The 19,235-nt window shown below is 50.9% G+C and carries 18 protein-coding genes; 13 read left to right on the forward strand and 5 right to left on the reverse strand.

All coding sequences use genetic code 11. The features are described from left to right. The first annotated feature begins 3 nt into the window (after positions 1-3). From H8S23_RS06635 to H8S23_RS06690, 12 genes are all read left to right on the forward strand, one after another. Complete coding sequence (locus tag H8S23_RS06635; protein ID WP_186887543.1) at positions 4-1,161, forward strand: N-acetyl sugar amidotransferase; 1,158 nt, start codon at positions 4-6, stop codon at positions 1,159-1,161. 244 nt (positions 1,162-1,405) lie between these two features. Next, positions 1,406-2,581: a glycosyltransferase gene (locus H8S23_RS06640; protein ID WP_186887544.1), complete on the forward strand. Its 1,176-nt coding sequence runs from the start codon at positions 1,406-1,408 to the stop codon at positions 2,579-2,581. Positions 2,582-2,613: 32 nt separating this feature from the next. Then, complete coding sequence (locus H8S23_RS06645) at positions 2,614-3,771, forward strand: glycosyltransferase family 4 protein (protein WP_186887545.1); 1,158 nt, start codon at positions 2,614-2,616, stop codon at positions 3,769-3,771. A 128-nt stretch (positions 3,772-3,899) separates the two neighbouring features. Further along, complete coding sequence (locus H8S23_RS06650) at positions 3,900-5,315, forward strand: oligosaccharide flippase family protein (protein ID WP_186887546.1); 1,416 nt, start codon at positions 3,900-3,902, stop codon at positions 5,313-5,315. 20 nt (positions 5,316-5,335) lie between these two features. After that, positions 5,336-6,421, forward strand: coding sequence for an EpsG family protein (locus H8S23_RS06655; protein ID WP_186887547.1), 1,086 nt, complete (start codon positions 5,336-5,338; stop codon positions 6,419-6,421). Between the two features lie 9 nt (positions 6,422-6,430). Then, complete coding sequence (locus H8S23_RS06660; protein ID WP_186887548.1) at positions 6,431-7,516, forward strand: glycosyltransferase family 2 protein; 1,086 nt, start codon at positions 6,431-6,433, stop codon at positions 7,514-7,516. A 24-nt stretch (positions 7,517-7,540) separates the two neighbouring features. Next, positions 7,541-8,857: a nucleotide sugar dehydrogenase gene (locus H8S23_RS06665; protein WP_186887549.1), complete on the forward strand. Its 1,317-nt coding sequence runs from the start codon at positions 7,541-7,543 to the stop codon at positions 8,855-8,857. 30 nt (positions 8,858-8,887) lie between these two features. After that, the gene (locus tag H8S23_RS06670; RefSeq protein WP_186887550.1) at positions 8,888-9,610 is read left to right on the forward strand and encodes a hypothetical protein; all 723 of its coding nucleotides are present in this window, start codon (positions 8,888-8,890) and stop codon (positions 9,608-9,610) included. A gap of 1 nt (position 9,611) precedes the next feature. Further along, positions 9,612-10,529, forward strand: coding sequence for a UDP-3-O-(3-hydroxymyristoyl)glucosamine N-acyltransferase (locus H8S23_RS06675; protein WP_186887551.1), 918 nt, complete (start codon positions 9,612-9,614; stop codon positions 10,527-10,529). Positions 10,530-10,542: 13 nt separating this feature from the next. After that, complete coding sequence (locus H8S23_RS06680) at positions 10,543-11,619, forward strand: Gfo/Idh/MocA family protein (protein WP_186887552.1); 1,077 nt, start codon at positions 10,543-10,545, stop codon at positions 11,617-11,619. A 2-nt stretch (positions 11,620-11,621) separates the two neighbouring features. Next, the gene (locus H8S23_RS06685) at positions 11,622-12,203 is read left to right on the forward strand and encodes an acyltransferase (protein ID WP_186887553.1); all 582 of its coding nucleotides are present in this window, start codon (positions 11,622-11,624) and stop codon (positions 12,201-12,203) included. Positions 12,204-12,703: 500 nt separating this feature from the next. Then, on the forward strand, positions 12,704-13,846 hold the full coding sequence (locus H8S23_RS06690) for a DegT/DnrJ/EryC1/StrS family aminotransferase (RefSeq protein ID WP_186887554.1): 1,143 nt from the start codon (positions 12,704-12,706) through the stop codon (positions 13,844-13,846). Positions 13,847-14,080: 234 nt separating this feature from the next. Here H8S23_RS06690 and sfsA read toward each other — a convergent pair whose 3' ends face one another. From sfsA to H8S23_RS06715, 5 genes are all read right to left on the reverse strand, one after another. Beyond that, positions 14,081-14,773, reverse strand: coding sequence for a DNA/RNA nuclease SfsA (gene sfsA, locus H8S23_RS06695; RefSeq protein WP_186887555.1), 693 nt, complete (start codon positions 14,771-14,773; stop codon positions 14,081-14,083). Between the two features lie 701 nt (positions 14,774-15,474). After that, entirely contained in the window at positions 15,475-15,630 is a 156-nt protein-coding gene (locus H8S23_RS06700; RefSeq protein ID WP_186887556.1) for a FeoB-associated Cys-rich membrane protein, read from the reverse strand. A gap of 96 nt (positions 15,631-15,726) precedes the next feature. Next, positions 15,727-17,910 (reverse strand): ferrous iron transport protein B, encoded by a 2,184-nt coding sequence (gene feoB, locus H8S23_RS06705; protein ID WP_186887557.1) that lies wholly within the window; start codon positions 17,908-17,910, stop codon positions 15,727-15,729. Between the two features lie 73 nt (positions 17,911-17,983). After that, complete coding sequence (locus H8S23_RS06710) at positions 17,984-18,205, reverse strand: FeoA family protein (protein ID WP_186887558.1); 222 nt, start codon at positions 18,203-18,205, stop codon at positions 17,984-17,986. Between the two features lie 43 nt (positions 18,206-18,248). After that, positions 18,249-18,461 (reverse strand): FeoA domain-containing protein, encoded by a 213-nt coding sequence (locus H8S23_RS06715; protein ID WP_186887559.1) that lies wholly within the window; start codon positions 18,459-18,461, stop codon positions 18,249-18,251. Positions 18,462-18,737: 276 nt separating this feature from the next. On the opposite strand from H8S23_RS06715, the gene H8S23_RS06720 reads away from it, so the two are divergent. After that, positions 18,738-19,121 (forward strand): metal-dependent transcriptional regulator, encoded by a 384-nt coding sequence (locus tag H8S23_RS06720; RefSeq protein ID WP_186887560.1) that lies wholly within the window; start codon positions 18,738-18,740, stop codon positions 19,119-19,121. The last annotated feature ends 114 nt before the right edge of the window (positions 19,122-19,235 follow it).

Here is a 19,235-nt window from a genome sequence, read left to right on the forward strand (position 1 = left end):
TAGATGTCTGAAAAGAAAATGACCGTTAAGAAAAGACCCTACCAGATCTGCACCAACTGCGTTATGGACACATCGGATTCAAAGATCGTTTTTGATGAAAACGGGCGATGCGACTTCTGCGGAGATTTTTATGAAAATATCCGACCCAATTGGAAAACGGGGGCCGCTGGGGAAAAAGCATTAGAGGAGATCTCCGCCAAAATCAAAAAAAGCGGTAAGGGAAAAAAATACGACTGCATTATTGGCATGAGCGGCGGGGTGGACAGCTCTTATCTGTGCTACGTCGCAAAAGAGCTGATGGGGCTCCGGCCGCTGATCTATTGCGTCGACACCGGCTGGAACCTTGATATAGCGGTTCAGAATATCGAGCGGATCATAAAAGCGCTGGAGCTGGATCTGTACACCGAGGTCATCAACTGGGAGGAAATGCGCGATCTGCAGCTGGCATTTTTCAGGTCCCAGGTCCCCTATCAGGACCTTCCGCAGGACCACGCCATTTTTGCAGGCCTGTACAATTATGCCGTCAAAAACGGCATCAAGTATGTGCTCACCGGCGCCAACAACGCGACCGAGTGCATCCGTCCGCCGATCGAGTGGGTGTATCAAAACGACATCACTCTTATTAAGGATATCCATCGAAAATTCGGGAAAACGCCTCTTGCGACCTTTCCCATGTGCGGGCTGCTGAAGTCACGTTTGTATTACCGCTATCTGCGCGGCATGAAACGGGTCGCTCCGCTGAATATGATCGACTATGACAAACAAAAGGCGCAGGCGTTTTTGTACGAGCGCTTTGGCTGGGAGCGCTATGAGAACAAGCACTATGAAAATGTCTTCACGCGGTTTTATGAGGGCTATTACCTGCCGCACAAATTTGGTTATGACAAGCGCCGCTGCTATTTTTCAAATGAGATCCTCACAGGGACGATGATGCGGGAACAGGCGCTTGAAGCTTTGAAAGACCTGCCCTATGACGAGGGGCAGATGCAGAAAGACAAGGAGTATATCGCTCAAAAACTCGGTGTCTCGCTCAAAGAATTTGATGAGATCATTGCGGGCGAGAATAAGACCTTTGCCGATTACAAAAATTCATGGTGGCTGATTCAGCTGGGGACCATCGCACTTCGGGCGATCGGGGCGGAAAACAAGAAATATCGCTGACAAAGCCGATGACACAAGGATACCGTTGTTTTGAATGAGGGAGATCTATCAAACAGGGAAAAAACAGCGGTAGTCACCTGCGGCGGCACAAGCGGGAGAGTTAAGCGGATATGAAAAAGGACTGTGGCCGTACCGCGGCTGCGAGTGCTTTTGGCCCGCTGCGGGCAGGAAGCGCCATTTTGCGTGTCCCGCAGGCGGAAAAAGAATCGTCAGAGGCGGAAATTTATATAGAGGTATATACGACTTGAAAATCCTGTTGATTGATGTGAATTACAAATTTAGCAGTACTGGAAAAATTGTTTACAATTTATATAAATCGATAAATGAGAGTGGTGACATTGCAGGGGTTTGTTATGGCCGCGGCCCCAAGAGCGATGACGTCAATGTGTTTCGGTTTTCGCCGCCTTGGGAAGTTTATCTTCACGCAGCTCTGACTCGTCTTACTGGATTCACAGGATGTTTTTCGGTGATAGGCACTTACAAACTGATCCAATACATAGAAAAATTTCAGCCGGACGTTGTCCATATCCATGAACTTCATGCGTATTTTGTCAATATAAAACAGCTTGTCCAGTATTTAAAAAGAAAACAGATTAAAACGATATGGACCTTTCACTGCGACTTTATGTTTACAGGAAAATGTGGAAAGAGTGCTGAATGTGAACGGTGGAAAACGGGATGCGGGCACTGTCCAAGGCTGAAAGCCTATGTCTCGACTGCCTGCTTTGACTTTACAAGTATGATGTGGAAACAAAAGCAAAAACTGATGCAGCAGTGGCCGGAATTGACGATCGTTACGCCGTCGGAATGGCTTGCAGATAGGGTGAGGCAATCATTTTGCGGTGGAAATGAAGTGCGGGTCATTCACAACGGAGTGGATGATACGATTTATTATCCGCGGGATATAACAGAACTTCGTGAAAAGCTTAGCCTGCAAGACAAAAAAGTGATTCTTTCTGTCGCTCCAGATATCATGTCCGACATGAAAGGCGGGAGATGGATACTGCAGCTTTCAGAGAGGATGCAAAAGCAACCCTATGTATTTGTATTGATAGGTTTAAATCCCGGCGAGGCAAAACACATTTCCCATGGGGATAATGTCATCCTCTTAGAGAAAACTTCAAGCCAAAATGAGCTTGCCGAGTATTATTCGTTGGCGGATGTTTTTGTCATTTGCAGTAAAGCAGAAAATTTTCCGACAACCTGTTTGGAGGCATTGGCATGTGGAACACCTGTTTGTGGGTTTGATGTGGGCGGAACAAAAGAAACGTGGCCAGAACATGAAATGAATTTTGTGGAATATGGAAACTTGGAAATGCTTCAAGCGCTAATAAATATAAATATGCGTATGGATGTAAATAATCAAGATTATACCATCGCACAAATGACTGAAAATTATTATGAGTTATATAAAAAATAATATCTGGCGTAAAAAACGGTGGAGCGAGTTTAATGAGAATAGTACATATTCAATTTGCAGGCCCCTATACTAGCGGAATGAACTATCAGGAAAATTTGCTTCCAAAAGAACATGTGCGTTTAGGTCACGCAGTGACTTTACTGACCTGCTGCTATGCTTGGGTGAATGGAACTATCCAATATGTTCCTGAGGAAAGTTGCATTTTACCGGACGGTGTTCATTTAAGGAGAATTGATTTCCGGGGGCTTGGAACAGAGTTTTTTACAAGGAAAATGCGGTGGGTAAAAGGCCTGGATAAAGTCTTGCAGGAAGAAACTCCGAATTTCATTATGCTTCATGATTTTCAGAGTGTAAGTACTTTAGCCGTTTGCCGTTTTATCAAGAAGCATACGGCAGTTCACTTGGTAGTAGATTGCCATACAGACTTTCACAACAGCGCTCAAAATTGGCTGTCAAAATATATTTTGCATGGTGTGATATATAAGCGTTTTGCTCAAGAGGCGGGGAAAAGAGCAGATAAATTATATTATCTCTCAGAAGAAACAAAAGATTTTATGCTTGAAAGGTATCATCTTCCAAAAGAAAAACTGGAGTATCTGCCTTTAGGAGGGATTCTGTTTTCGGATGAGGAATATGAACAGAAACGCAGCCGCCGCAGAAAAGAGTTAGGAATAAAAGATGAAGACATTCTTGTTGTTCATTCGGGAAAAATGTCAAAAGAGAAGCGCACGGTTGAGTTGATGAAAGCCTTTACCGCAACTGCTGCCCATCATATGTTTCTTGCAATTATTGGAACAGCGGAACCCGACGTGCAAAACGAAATTGAAACAGCCTGCAAAAATAACCAGCACCTCACCTATTTGGGATGGAAAAGCGGAGAAGATCTTCTGGATTATCTCTGCGCCGCAGATGTTTATGCACAGCCGGGAACCCAGTCTGCAACTCTGCAGAACGCTATCTGCGCCAGATGTGCGATCATGGTCTATCCGTATTCCAGCCACAGAACAATGATGCAGGGGAACGGATATTATATTGAAAACGAGCGGCAAATCCAAGATGCTTTAACCGACATGGCCTGCCATCCGGAAAAAGTGGAGCAAATGAAATTGAACTCTTTGAAAGTCGGAAAAGAACTTTTGGATTATAAGCGGCAGGCAGAAAAGATCATTGAAGTGTGTGAAGATGTTTAAATCGATTATGTAGTTAATGAAATATCATAGTTACAAGATGTGAGACAGGCTGTAGCAATAATGAGAGAAATTCTACGGGTTTAGTGGGCCCCAGACAGCACTATTGCTGATTTATGAGGACGAGCTAGATGGCATTAAATTTTAAAATGGGAACAACAAGTAAAAACATTGCAATTGTCTTCAGTAATAACGTTATTTCTTTGCTGAGGGGTGTTTTGGTATCGTTATTAATACCACGCTTTTTATCTGTTGAGGGATATGCGGATTATAAATTGTTTACGTTGTATGCATCTTATATGGGGTTGCTGCATTTTGGCTTTGTGGATGGAATATGTGTGAAATGTGCAGGAAAAAGTATTAAGGAAATAGGGGAAGCAAGAATCCGATTATACACGAGATTGCTAATGGGACTGGAGCTGATTTGCTCGGTATTACTTCTTTGTATAATTTGTATACCAATATTTTCTGCATATAAAAATATTCTATTTTTTTTGGCAATCGATATTTTTATCCATAATATGACCTCGTATTTTAATTCATTATTTCAGATTTCAATGCAATTTAAAAAGTATACAGCTGTTGGTATTGCGATGAATTTGTTTCAAATTTTATCTGTTGCTTTTTTATTTATTGCATATCAGCATAATTGCGCAACAAGTACTTTGTATATTAGCTTATTTGTGACATGTGAACTGTTTTCTCTCGGGCTTTGCTTTTTGTTAGAACCTAAAGCGATCTTTGGAAAAACCGAAAAAGTAAAAAATCAAAAAGATGAGATCATAGAAATATTTTTTAAAGGGATTCCGCTGCTAGTTTCCGGAATTATTTCAACGCTAGTGCTGAATATGGATCGGCAATTTGTCTCGGTATTATTTACTAAAATAGATTATGCAATATACTCTTTTGCTTACACCATAATGAGTTTGTTAACAACACTGATATCTTCGGTTTCTATTGTTCTTTACCCTGCTTTAAAACGCAGCGGTGCGGAAAGAATGTCTGCAAATTACAATAAATTATGTGACAGCGTGGTAGTGCTGGTTTTTGCCGTATTGATTGGAGTGCTTCCGCTGTGCCGTTTTGTTCGGTGGATTTTACCTGCCTATGAGCGCTCTTTGTCGATACTGGTTTGTGTATTTCCATCTATTGTGATGATTAGTTTACTCCAAATAGTAATGGTAAATTACTATAAGGCGACTGAACAAACAAGTCAATATTTTAGGATCTCCATTTTAGCTTTAGGGTTATCTTTTATATTGAATCTCCTTTTTTATCAGGCGTTTCACAATATGTTTGCGATTTCAATTGCTACAGTTATTTCTTGCTTTCTTTGGTTTATGGTTTGTAATGATTCTATTTCAAAATTATTAAATATAAAGTCAAAAAATATTCTATGGTATGTAACATATATGTTACTTGCCTACTATATTGCATATTTTGGACTTTTCTCCCAAACAGATATTAGAGGAATGACATTATATGGTGTTCTTTTCTGCATTGGAACTGTATTTTTTGTAAGAATTGAAAAAAGAAAATTAAATTAAGTGATGAAGAGGAATATGCAATGTACAATTTGCCCACCCCACTATCCAATGGGAAAAGAGTCATACGAATAAAAAAAATGAAAAGCTTTTCTATCAGAAAAAGCATGATTTTATCCCTGATATTGTTGGGGACACTTATTGTCATCACATCACAATACTGCGACATGACAGACTATGAGTGTTATTACCGTGAATATAACAGCATCATGCACACAGGAAAAGTTGGCTTGACTCATATATTCGAACCTGGTTACGTAGCTCTTAGCTATATTGGGGCTAGTTTAGGCATTCCTTTTGAAGTGTTTTATGCAGTTTATATGTCGATAACTTTGTTGCTATTGTTTGACTTTTACCGCAAGCAGGTAAAATCCCCTTTCTTTCCCTTGCTGTTATTTATCATCTTTCCCTATATTAATTATGTCCAGCAGATAAGAAGTGCGTTAGGTACCGCAATTGTTTTGCAAGGATTAGACGGCCTTATTGCAAATCGAGAAAATGCGAAGAGGAAATACTTGATTTTAGTGTGTATTGCAACACTGCTTCAAATATCTAACGTCGTGCTAGTCGGATTTATTTTACTTGACAAAATCAGTTGTAAAATGCTTGAGAAAGTTGTTGGTCTGATTTTGATCATAGGGCCGATCGCATACCAACCACTTACAAAGCTGATAGTATTCATTTTAACTGAGGTACCATTTTTAAATCGCTTATTGCACAACATTAATAGTGACTTGAAAGTATCTAAATTTTCTCTAGTGAATATTGTTCTGTTTTTTCTGCTCTATCTGCTGCTGATGGTACTTAGGCATACCTCATCCAATTTGAGTATAAAAACAGTAAACTTATACAAACTGTCTTTGATGTCGGTGTCAACGATTTTTTTTGTGGTGGTGACAGCAAATGCGTATCGCATTGCAGTAATGCTGCTGCCTATTATTTATATTACACTCATAAAGCTTTCCTCTAAACAGCATGGTCTGGTTCGTATAGCCATAAATACAGGCGTTTTGTTATTTGGAGGTGTAATGCTGTACGTATATTGGGGACCTCATAATACAGAGATGCATTACATCCTTACACAAGTTATGTGGAAAGTCCATCCCTGAGGAGGTTATATGATTCAACCTAAGTTAAGTATATGTATTGCCGTATATAACCAGATAAATTTAGTTAAGCAATGCATAGAATCTATTTTAAAATATCAAGGTAACAATATTGAAATTATTGTCGGAGATGATTGCTCTACAGATAATATCCAAGAAATGCTGGAGTTGTTTTCGGATATGCGAATAAAATATTACAGAAATGATGCAAATTTGGGACACGACATGAACATTCTGGAGATGCTTCGAAAATGCACAACTCCGTATGCTTTTCTTTTGCGAAGCAGAGATAAATTATTTGGAAAAGAAATTCCCCATATTTTGTCATATATAGAAAAATACCCTAAAGCATCTTATTTTGCATTTTCTGCAGTAGATGAATTAGGGAACCCCGTCTTAAAATTTAGCGATAGGGAATACGCAGCCGGAGAGGACGCAGCACAAGCGCATACAAAAATATTTGTTCATCCGAGTGGTAATCTTTATTCTTTAAAAGGCCTGGATTTTAATAAGCTTCAAGAATACTTGTCGCAATATTTTCAAAATCATTATGCATTTGTAGTACATGATTTAATTCGGATGCAATTAATAGACAAGGGGACTTTTGTAACATCTCAAGAGGTCGTTTGGCAATACACACAAAGAAAATTAGATGTTGCGGTGAACTCTGCACCTCATAAAATATCGGTATACGCCCCCCAATATCAATACCCTCGCTACCGATGTGAAATCTTTTTTTCTATAAAAGAATTAGCAGGAAAAAGTCAGAAAATTGTTCAAAGATATTTAGTGAAACGTTTTTATAAAAGTATTTCTTTTGATTTTTTCTATGAAAATCAGGATCCCAAAACTCGATATCACTATAATTATGATCCTATTGCTTTTTCAAAAAGAAAAGAACGAAAAAATTTTCAACAAGTATCTAATAAAATTTTTAGTGCCGCACTCGCCCCTTCACGAAGAAGAGAACTTAAATGTTTGATGTGCTTAGAGACGATATTACAGATGAGTTGGTATCCGCTAAAACGAAAATTGATAGCAATTTGTGGTTCAAGCGGGAAAATGGCTACTTTAGTAAAAATAGTCAAAGATATGTGAGCTTATTTTGGAAGGACTCAAAAGATGAAAAAGACGCTTTTACAAAAAATAGAAACCCGCACTCTGGTCGCCGGCGTAGTTGGCCTTGGCTATGTGGGGCTGCCGCTGGCTGTGGAAAAGGCAAAGGCCGGGTTTCGGACGGTCGGGTTTGATATTCAGGCCGCTAAAGTGGAAATGGTGAACGCGGGGCAAAACTATATCGGGGATGTGGTGGACACCGATCTGGCAACACTGGTGCAGGAGGGCAGGCTTTCCGCCACCACGGAGTTCAGCTTTATCAAAGAGGTGGATTTTGTCGCCATCTGTGTGCCCACCCCGCTGGACAAGCATCAGGAGCCGGATATAAGCTATGTGCGGGACTCTGCCGCGGCCATAGCGCAGTATCTAAAAAAGGGGACCATGGTCGTGCTGGAATCCACCACCTATCCCGGTACGACGGAGGAGTTGATCCGGCCTATTCTGGAACAGGGCAGCGGCCTTGTCTGCGGCAGGGATTTCTATTTGGGGTTCAGCCCGGAGCGCGTCGACCCGGGCAATCTGATTTATAAAACCAAAAACACCCCCAAGGTGATCGGGGCGATCGGGCCGGACGCCGCCGAGGTGATCTCGGCCATGTACCGCGCGGTGCTGGAGGGCGAGGTGTACACCGTTTCCAGCCCTGCAGTGGCGGAGATGGAGAAGATCCTTGAAAATACATATCGCAACATCAATATCGGCCTTGTCAACGAGCTTGGCCGCCTGTGTGAGAAAATGGGGATCTCCATCTGGGAAGTTATTGATGCAGCCAAAACAAAGCCCTATGGATTTCAGGCGTTTTATCCCGGCCCGGGCCTTGGGGGGCACTGCATTCCGCTGGACCCTTACTATCTCACCTGGAAAGCCCGCGAGTACGGGTTCCACACGACCCTGATCGAAAACAGCATGGTCATCAACGACAGCCAGCCGGAATACTGCGTTGATCGCGCCATGCACGTTTTGAACGCCCAGAAAAAGGCCGTCAATGGGGCCCGGATCCTCGTGCTGGGCGTAGCCTACAAACAGGATATCGACGACTGCCGCGAGAGCCCCGCTATCCGTGTCATCAAAGAACTGAAAAAGGTGGGCGCAGATGTGGCCTATTATGACCCGTGGGTGACCGAATTTCACAACATGTACGGCGAGAGCGGCAAGAGCATCCCCGAGCTGACCCCAGAGGTGGTTGCAGCCTATGATCTCGTGATGATCACCTGCGCGCACACCAATGTGGATTACGCCATGGTCCAGGCAAATGCAAAGGCTGTCTTTGACACCAAAAACGTGATGAAACATATCACCCGGCGTGACAATATCGAGGTGCTGTAAATGCAGTTTACTTATCAGGGGTATGCCGCTTTGATCGAGCGTTTGCGTGGGCACTCTTATCAATTTGCAAACTATTTTGACTGGCAGAATTATTCTAAATGTGTGATCCTGCGTCACGATATTGATACCTCCATCGATAAAGCGGTAGAATTGGCTAAATATGAAAATATGGTAAAAAATGGAATTGGAGACGGCGTAAAAAGTACTTATTACGTCTTACTGACCAGCAATTTTTATAATGTGTTTTCCGCAGATAATCTCTGTAAGCTGAAACAGATCGTATCCTACGGTCACACGTTGGGGCTTCATTTTGATGAGATGGCCTACAAAGATGAAGTGGGGGATCCTTTAGCGATCAGAGAAAAAATCGAAAAGGAATGCAGCGTCCTCACAGATGCGCTGGATCTTCCCATAAAAACATTTTCTTTCCATCGTCCGAGCAAAGAGATTCTGGATGCGCAGATCGAGATCGAGGGGCTTGTAAATTCTTACGCTTCCACTTTTTTTAAGGATTTTAAGTATTTGTCCGATTCTCGCCGCCGTTGGCGGGAGCCGGTGGATGAGATCATTGAGAGTGAACAATACCCACGGCTCCACATCCTCACCCATGCGTTCTGGTATCAGCAGCGGGAAGAAGATATTGGTCAGACGATTTCCAATTTTGTCAATGCGGCCGGTTCACAGAGATATGCGGCCTTGAAAGAGAATATCACGGACCTGAGTTCGATCATGGAAGAAAGCGAGGTGAGGTAAGATGTCAGTGCACTGCGCGGAAATTGTTGAGTATGCGAAAGGAATTTCAGCAGCCGTAAAAGTGGTCGGAGAAACAGATCGGGTCATCGACGGCTTTTGTTCGCTCAATGTGCCGAAATCAAACGCGATCACCTGGATCAAGCACCCGGAGGAGCACAGCCTGGATGGATTTGCCGGGAAAGAAGGTCTGTTGATCGTTTCCCCCCATGTGATCGATTCTCCGGCAGAGCACACTTCCTTTTTACTCACAGACACGCCGAAAGCTCTTTTTTTCAGCATCCTGCATCATTTTTGGGCGCAGGAGCCGCCCCGGGGAATTGCCGGGACGGCGACTGTAAACTCCCGATCCATCGCTCAAGGCGTCTCAATAGGAGAGTATTGTTACATCGGGCCGGAAGTGGTGATAGGAGAAAATACTATCATTGAACACAATGTTTCACTGCGCGGCAAAGTGATAATCGGTGCAAATTGTATCATTCATTCCGGCGCTGTTATTGGCAGCGATGGATTCGGCTATTTTATCAATGAAAATGGCCGGCCTGAAAAGGTAGAGCATTTCGGCGGGGTCATGATCGGCGAGGATGTAGAAGTCGGCGCCAATACGTGTATTGACCGCGGTACGATCGATGACACCGTAATTGGCGCCCACACGAAAATTGATAATCTGTGTCATATTGCACACAATGTGCGCATTGGAGAATCCTGTATGATCATCGCACAAAGTTTGATTGCAGGGAGCGTCCAATTGGGGAAAGGCAGCTATATTGCACCGGGAGCGATCGTTAAGAATCAACTGACGGTGGGGGAAAACGCTTTTGTCGGTATGGGAGCTGTTGTGGTGAATAATGTGGAGCCGGATATGGTCGTTGCGGGGGTTCCGGCAAGGGTGATCCGCAAAGTGGGCCCCAGTGACAAATAAGGGAGGACATCGTATGAAATACGCGCTGATCGGCTGCGGGAGGATCGCGACGAATCATGTAAAGGCCGTGCAGAATAACGGCCTGCAATTCGTCGCAGCCTGTGACGTTGAACCGCAGAATATCGAGACATTGCTGGCAAAGCATGAATTGGAAAAAGACGGCTCCATCGCGCGGTATGCGGATTACAGACAGATGATCGACGAACATCCGGAGCTGGAGCTGGCCGCGATCGCCACCCCCAGCGGCCTGCATGCGCAGATCGCCCTTTACTGTATCGACCACGGCGTCAACGTCATCATCGAAAAACCCATGGCCATGAGCATGGCGGACGCAGACGAGATCATCCGGCGCAGCGCGGAAAAAGGCGTGACGGTAGGGGTCTGCCACCAAAACCGCTTTAATACGGCAGTTCAGAAGACCCGGCAGGCCCTGGAAAACGGGCGTTTCGGCAGGCTTTCACACGGGAGCATCCATGTCCGCTGGAACCGCGATCAGGACTATTACACGCAGGCGCCCTGGCGCGGCACATGGGCCGAGGACGGCGGCTGCCTGATGAATCAGTGTATCCACGGCATCGACCTGCTGCGCTGGATGATGGGGGACGAGGTGGAGTCCGTATACGGCGTGACCCGGCAGAGGTTCCATCTCTATCTGGAAGCAGAGGACATCGGTGTGGGTGTGCTTCAGTTCAAAAACGGCGCGGTTGCCACGGTGGAGGGCACGACCAATGTGTATCCCCGCAATTTGGAGGAAACGCTTTATCTGTTCGGAGAAAAAGGCACAGTAAAGATCGGCGGAAAATCGACCAATAACCTTGATGTGTGGGATTTTTCAGACGAGACTGAGGCAGATCGGGCCAATAAAGGGCTGGAAGAGCAGACCAGCAATGTCTACGGCAACGGACACACCAGCCTGTATGCGGACGTGATCGACGCCGTGAAGCACCGCCGCCAGCCTTATGTGGACGCCGCTGCCGGAAGAAACGCTCTGGAAATCGTGCTGGCGCTGTATAAGAGCATGAAAACCGGCCGGGCGGTGAAGCTGCCGCTGACGGATTTTGCCAGCATCGATATGACAGGAGAGTTTTAAAAATGGAGGACTATTATGTCCACCCGACCAGCATTGTAGACGCAGGGGCGAGCATTGGGCGGGGAACAAAAATCTGGCATTTTTGCCACATCCAATCCGGTGCAAAAATTGGGGACGGCTGCAGCTTTGGACAAAACATCAACGTTGCGAATAATGTTGTCATCGGAAACGGTGTAAAGGTACAAAATAATGTTTCTCTCTATGAGGGGGTCGAACTAGAGGACTATGTCTTTTGCGGCCCCTCGATGGTATTTACCAACGATCTGACCCCGCGTGCACGCTATCCAAAGGGCCATATGGGATATAAAAAAACGCTGGTCCGGCACGATGCCACCATCGGCGCGAACGCAACGGTCGTCTGCGGACACACACTGGGCGAGTTCTGCACCATCGCCGCAGGGGCGGTTGTGACAAAGGACGTACTGCCCCATGCCCTGATGGCCGGCGTTCCCGCCCGGCAGATTGGCTGGGTGTGCAAATGCGGACAGGTACTGGACAAAAATCTGCACTGCCCGGACTGCGGAACGCAATACCTGTTTGTTGATGAAAAAGCAGGAATATGTAAATGCGGGGGAGGGGAGTAGGTCCATAAGCACATTCTGGACGTTATGCCCATCTGTATGGGATATGCGCAGGAGATATCATGCTGATGGATGCTCCCCCAACAGCTTTTTGGAATGAGATTTCGCATGGCGGTATACCGCGAAAGAACACGGCGCCGTTCATCACCGAAAAGGCCTCATCTCTGACCGCCATGCTGGACCAGAGGCAGGGAGATCCAATTTGGGGCGGAGAAGTCATGAAGCGCCCGCCAAGAGGTATTGGTCCGATAAAAGATACCGTTATATAGAATTTCTCATAAACAGATGGGTTGGTGCATGTGGGACACAAGGCCTGTAGGAAGAATACCGAGAGCCCAACGGGCGGTCTCATCGAAAGAGATGGGGTAATTGGAGAGAATCGCTTTAGGGGCCTCAAGTCTATGCCGCGCGATCTTATCATGCCCGAAAAGTCGCTGCATCGTCGCGGCGAACACGACGGTAGCTGGAAACCCGGCCAGATTATTTGAAAAGAAGGAAAAATGATGGAGTTTCGGGATCTGAAAACGCAATATCAGGTATTAAAGCCCAAAATCGACGCGGCGCTGGCCGAGGTCTGTTCCAGCGCCGATTTTATCTCCGGCGCGCAGGTCGGCGCGCTGGAGCGGCGTCTGGCGGAATATGTGGGCGTAAAGCACTGCATCACCTGCGCCAACGGGACGGACGCCCTTTCGCTGGTTTTGATGGCTTGGGGCATCGGCCCGGGAGATGCCGTGCTCGTGCCGGATTTCACCTTTTTTGCCAGCGGCGAGACGGTCGCTTCTGCCGGCGCGACGCCGCTGTTTGTGGATGTGGACCCGCGCACGTTTAACCTTGACCCGGCCAGGCTGGAAGAAAAGATCGCCGAGGTCCGCAGCAGGGGGAAATATCGTCTGCGGGCGGTGGTCGCGGTGGACCTGTTTGGACAAGCGGCAGATTACCCCAAAATTGAGGAGATCTGCAAAAGGCACGGCCTGCTGTTGCTGGAAGACGGCGCGCAGGGCTTCGGCGGCAGCATCCATGGCCGCAGAGTGTGCAGTTTTGGGGATGCGGCCACCACCAGCTTTTTTCCGGCAAAACCCCTGGGATGCTATGGCGACGGGGGCGCGATCTTCACCAACGACGATGAATGCGATGCTCTTCTGCGCTCGCTGGCGGTACACGGCAAGGGAAGCATGAAATATGATAATATACGCCTGGGCGTCAACAGCCGCCTGGACACGGTGCAGGCAGCGGTTCTGCAGGTGAAGCTGGACGCTTTCTGCGCCTATGAGCTTGACGCCGTGCAGCAGACAGCGGCCTGGTACGGCGAGACGCTCAGGGGCAGCGGCCTGAAATTGCCCGTTGTGGCGCAGGGGTTTGCCAGCAGCTGGGCACAATATACTGTGCAGCTGCCTGAAAAGACTGATCGTGCGCTGCTGCAGGAGCGCCTGCGGCAGCGGGAGATCCCCACGATGATCTATTACCCCAAACCCATGCATGCGCAGCAGGCTTTTGCGGGACAGGACGGCGCGGCTTCGGACTGTCCTGTCACCGAAGCTCTCTGCGCGGCGGTGCTCAGCCTGCCGCTTCATCCGTATATGACAAAGGAAATGACACAGACCGTCGCGCAGGAATTGCTTGCAGCGTTGGAAGAAGCTGCCCGGTAGCGCCTCAAAGGCGCGGGCGAAAAACGCTTTGCCGTTTGTCCCCCCAAAAGCGCGTGCCGCCGGCCGTGCCCGGCGCACGGCCCCACAGGGGTCTTGGCAGGGCGTAAAAAAGCCGCCTTTCGGCGGCAGGTATGTTGCCCAAAAGCGGCGCAGAAAGAGGGGAAGCGCGTGTTCCGGCCTCGGGCTGTGCAGAACGGCCCCGCCAACCCGCTGTGCCGCAGAGGGGGAAAGGGCTCACAGCTCCACCGGCACCGCGGCGTCGATGTGCAGGGAGGCGGGGGCGACAAGGCAGTCGCGGGCCAACACCTCCACCCCGGCGTTCGCCGCCGCCTGCAGCGCGTCGGCAAAAGCGGGCTGAACGGCGCGGTTCGGGGCGAAGCGGCGCGCCCCTTTCATGGGAAGAACAAAAAGCACGCAGCAGCGCCAGCCCTGCGCTGCCAGGGCGGTCAGTTCCCGCACATGCCGCAGCCCCCGCAGGGTGGGCGCGTCGGGGAAAAGCGCCGCTCCCTCCCGCTCCAGCGTGCAGCCTTTGACCTCCACCAGCAGGGGACGTCCGCGCTGCTCGGCATAAAAGTCAAAGCGGGAACCGCCGAGCGCATACTCGGGGCGGAGCCCCTCCAATGCACCCAGGCCGCCGGAGGACAGCCACTCTGCCGCCACGGCATTGGGCGCGGCGGAATCGATATTGACGAGCAGCGGCGGCAGGCCGGGCCGTTCCTTTTCCACGGCGACGAGGTCACAGGGGGTCCTGCGGGCCGGGTTCGGGCTGTATTCAAGATACGCTTTGGCGCCGGGCAGCAGCAGCTCGGCACAGCGGCCGGTGTTTTTTATGTGGGCCGTGACGATCCGGCCGTCCTGTTCCATATGGGCGATAAAGCGGTTGGGGCGGCTGAGAAAACGCGCGGGCCGCACATCGAGATAGTTCAAAACGGGCACCTCCCACGGAAAAAAGTTGAGGTCGGACCTGCCGTGGCCCCCTCATTTTGAGAGCAAGGCTGCCGTCCGCAAGCGGGCGGCAGTTTTTGTTTACAGCATACGGACCGGCCGCAGCGGCGGCCCCCGGAAAGCGCTGGGCGCAAGTGTCCGGCAAATCGGAAAAGAATAAGCCGCGTCCCCCAAAACAGCCCAAAAACAGAAGCAGGCGCTGGGGACGCGCAGTGCGTCTGCGGACGGTGGGGAGAAGAATGCAGGAGAGGGATATTTCAACGTGCCCCCAAAACACTTGTCGGATAAGGCCCTCTTACAAGGCCGGGCCAATCCACCTGCAGCTGCTGGAACAGCCTGCGACAGCGTGAGCCGCCTGCCGCTGCAGGGCCCCGGAGGGCAGGCCGGCCGGGGCGGTCTGCGCGGCCCGCGCGTCTGGTATGCACAACTATGCTATCACATTTTAAAGCGGGAACAAAGATATAAATGTCCTCCGCGCTGAACGGGAACTACACGGCCCCCCAGTAAAAGCCGCAAGATTCCCGCCGCGGCAGCGGACGGACGCGCCCTGCCCTGGCAGGGGGGCGCTTGCTCAAAAAAAGGCCGCGCTACAGAGCGCAGCCTTTTTTGAGGGGGACGGCGGATAGAACACGTTTTTCCCCATCACATCCTGGGGATGCTTTTGGAAGAGACGGCCGCTGCCGTCAGCGTTTCTGCGGGTGACAGATCCCGGCGCTGGGGCAGCCGGAACAGCCGCAGCCGCATCCGCCGCCTTTCTTCTTTCTGCGCACCATGCTCGCCACGGCAGCGGCTACGGCGGCCAGCACGATAAGACCGATCACGATGGTGGGAAGATTCATAAATATCCATTCCTTTCCCTGAGGGCGGTCCCTCAGATGCGGAGTCCCCGGCGATCTGGACGGCGGGTCTGGGGCACGGAGCTGGGACTTTGTGCCTCAGGCCCTGGCCTTGTCCTTTCGGTCGAGGGAGGACGCAGTGCTGCGCCTGTGATCCGAGTCGTACCTGTTGGGGCGGAAGATCAGGAAGAGCAGCAAGGCGAGCACCGCGAGCGCCGCCGCCGTGCCTGCGCCAAAGTTCACCTGGCCGGTGATGAGGCCGCCCAGCTGGTAGACGATCAGGGCCGCCGCATAGGCGAAGCCGCACATATAGCCGATGGCGGCCGCCGTCCATCTCGCGTTGTTCATCTCGCGCCGGATGGCGCCCATCGCCGCAAAACAGGGGGCGCAGAGCAGGTTGAAGATCATAAAGCTGTAAGCGGACAGCTGGGTGTAATGGAGCGCCACGGCGGACCACAGCGCGGGATCGTCCTCCCCGATCTCCTCCCCCACATGGAACAGCACGCCGAAGGTGGAGACCACGTTTTCTTTGGCGATCAGGCCGGTAAAGGTCGCCACGGCGGACTGCCAGTCCCCGAAACCCAGCGGCGCGAAGAGGAAAGCCGCGGCGCTGCCGATCGCGGCAAGCAGGCTGGAATTGTTGTCCTCCACCATACCGAAAACGCCGTCCGCGAAGCCGAAGCCTTGCAAAAACCACAGGATGACCGAAGAGGCGAGGATGACGGTGCCGGCGCGCTTGATGAAGCTCCAGCCCCGCTCCCAGGTGGCGCGGAACACATTTTTGCCGCTGGGCAGATGGTAGGCGGGCAGTTCCATGACAAAGGGCGCGGGTTCACCGGCAAAGGGGCGGGTCTTTTTCAGCAGGACGCCGCTGAGGACGATGGCGGCCACGCCGATGAAGTAGGCGCTGACGGCGACCAGGCCGCTGCCGTCGAACAGGGCCCCGGCAAACAGGCCGATGATGGGCATTTTCGCGCCGCAGGGCACAAAACAGGTGGTCATGATGGTCATCTTGCGGTCGCGGTCATTCTCGATGGTGCGGCTGGCCAGCACGCCCGGCACACCACAGCCCGACCCGATCAGCATCGGGATAAAGCTTTTGCCCGAGAGGCCGAACTTGCGGAAGATGCGGTCCATGATAAAGGCCACGCGGGCCATATAGCCCACGTCCTCCAGCACGGCAAGCATCAAAAACAGCACCAGCATCTGCGGCACAAAGCCCAGCACCGCCCCCACGCCGCCGATGATGCCGTCGGAGACCAGGCCGGTCAGCCAGCCGGCCACGCCCCAGCCCTCCAGCAAAGCGCGGGAACCGGCCTGGAGCCATTCGGCGGCGAACACGTCGTTGGTCCAATCGGTGAGAAAGGTGCCGAACGGCCCCATCGCCAGCCAGTAAACGAGAAACATGACGGCCGCAAAGATCGGCAGCGCCAGCACGCGGTTGGTGACGACGCGGTCGACCCGGTCCGAGGGGGACAGGCTGTGCCGGGGGGCCTTTTTCTTCACGCAGCGGTCCACGATCTTGCTGATATAGGCATAGCGCTGGTTGGTGATGATGCTCTCGGCATCGTCGTCCAGCTCTGTTTCGCAGTCCTGGATATGGGTCTCCAGATGGTCGATGAGCGCTTGGTCCAGGGCCAGCTCTGCAAGGACCTTTTCATCGCGCTCGAACAGCTTGATGGCATACCAGCGCAGTTTTTCTGCCTCCACCCTGCCGCTGATCGACTCCTCGATATGGGCCAGCGCATGCTCCACACTGCCGGTGAAAACATGCGGGTGCTCGCCTGCCCTGGGGGCCGCGGCGGCCTTGATGGCCTTTTCCGCCGCCGTCATGCTGCCCTCGCCGCGCAGGGCGCTGGTCTCGACCACCGCGCAGCCCAGTTCCTCCCCCAGCCTGGCAAGGTCGATCCTGTCGCCGTTTTTGCGCACGATGTCGATCATGTTCATGGCGATGACCACCGGGATGCCAAGCTCGATGAGCTGCGTGGTCAGATAAAGGTTGCGCTCCACATTGGTGCCGTCCACGATGTTGATGATGGCGTCCGGCTTTTCCCGCACCAGGTAGCCGCGGGCCACGACCTCCTCCAGCGTGTAGGGAGAGAGGGAATAGATGCCCGGCAGGTCCTGGATGGTCACGTCTTTGTGGCCTTTCAGGGCGCCCTCCTTTTTTTCCACCGTGACGCCGGGCCAGTTGCCGACGTACTGGTTGGAGCCGGTCAGATCGTTGAACATGGTGGTCTTGCCGCAGTTGGGGTTGCCGGCAAGTGCGATGGTACATTTCATGCGTTTGCCTCCTCCTGTCAGGTCCGCCCGCAGTGGTTAGAAATAACTAACCAAACGGGCGAAAAAAATAAACTCATTCGACCTCGATCATCGCCGCGTCGGCTTTGCGCACACTCAGCTCATAGCCGCGCACGTTCAGCTCCATCGGGTCGCCCAAGGGCGCCACCTTGCGCACCTGCAGTTCCGTCCCGCGGGTGATGCCCATATCCATGATGCGGCGCTTGAGCGGCCCCTCACCGTGCAGGCGGCGCACCGTCACGGTCTCGCCCACCCTGGTATCTTTCAGTGTTTTCATAGCTCTGCTCCTCCTTTTTTTGCGCATTGGGCCTGCCGGTTTTTTAAAACAGGACCCGGTTTGCCAGCGTCCGGTCCAGGGCGACCCGGCTCTCCTTGACCTGCAGGATCAAATTGCCCGCGATCTCACTCACCACGGTCACCGTGCCGTCCACCACAAATCCCAGTTCCGCCAGATGCCGGCGCACCTCGTCCCTGCCGGTGACCTTGCGGATGGTCACGGTCTCGCCCGGCCTTGCCATTGTCAAAGGCATCACGGCCTTGCCTCCCTCCGCTGCGGCGTCAGACGCCGCAAAGATAAAGTTAGAATGAACTAACTGCTTTCAACGCTGCAAAGTTTAACACAACTAACCGCGGATGTCAAGGGCCCGGACAAAAATCGTTCGCTTTTTGCCGCGCTTGATAAAAGCGCCTGATTATGTTACCCTTACAGCAGACAGGACAGAAGATCCGCGCCCCCCTGCACGGCGCCGCCAGCGCGCGCCGGAGGGGAGATCGGGGCGCGGGGCGCTTGTGTTGAAGGAGGTCATGGCTTGCAGATCCATCAGTCCGCGGAAGATTATCTTGAAACGATCCTCATATTGAAAGAGCGCAAGGGCATGGTGCGCTCTATCGACATTGCCAATGAACTGCAGTTCACCAAGGCAAGCGTCAGCGTCGCGATGAAAAAGCTGCGGGAAAACGGCTATGCCGAGATGGACCCTGAGGGCTTTATCACCTTGACCGAGGCGGGCCTGAAAGTCGCCAGCCGCATCTACGACCGCCACAAGCTGCTGACCGAGTTTTTTGTGCGGCTGGGAGTCAACGAAAAGACGGCTGCAGAGGACGCCTGCCGCATCGAGCACGACATCAGTGAGGAGACCTTTGAAAAGCTGTTGGCCCATGCCCGCGGGAACGGGACGCAGAAAAGGGGATAGGGACCCGCAGAAAAGCCGGGGCGCGCCGTTTGATGCCTGCATCCGTCCCCGGCACGCGGGACCATAAGCGGAAGAAAGCCGGAGCGGCGGCGCGCATTCAAAATGCGCGCCGCC

Origin of the sequence: Anaerofilum hominis, assembly GCF_014287275.1 — a bacterium.
GTDB classification, from domain to species: Bacteria; Bacillota; Clostridia; order Oscillospirales; family Ruminococcaceae; genus Pygmaiobacter; species Pygmaiobacter hominis.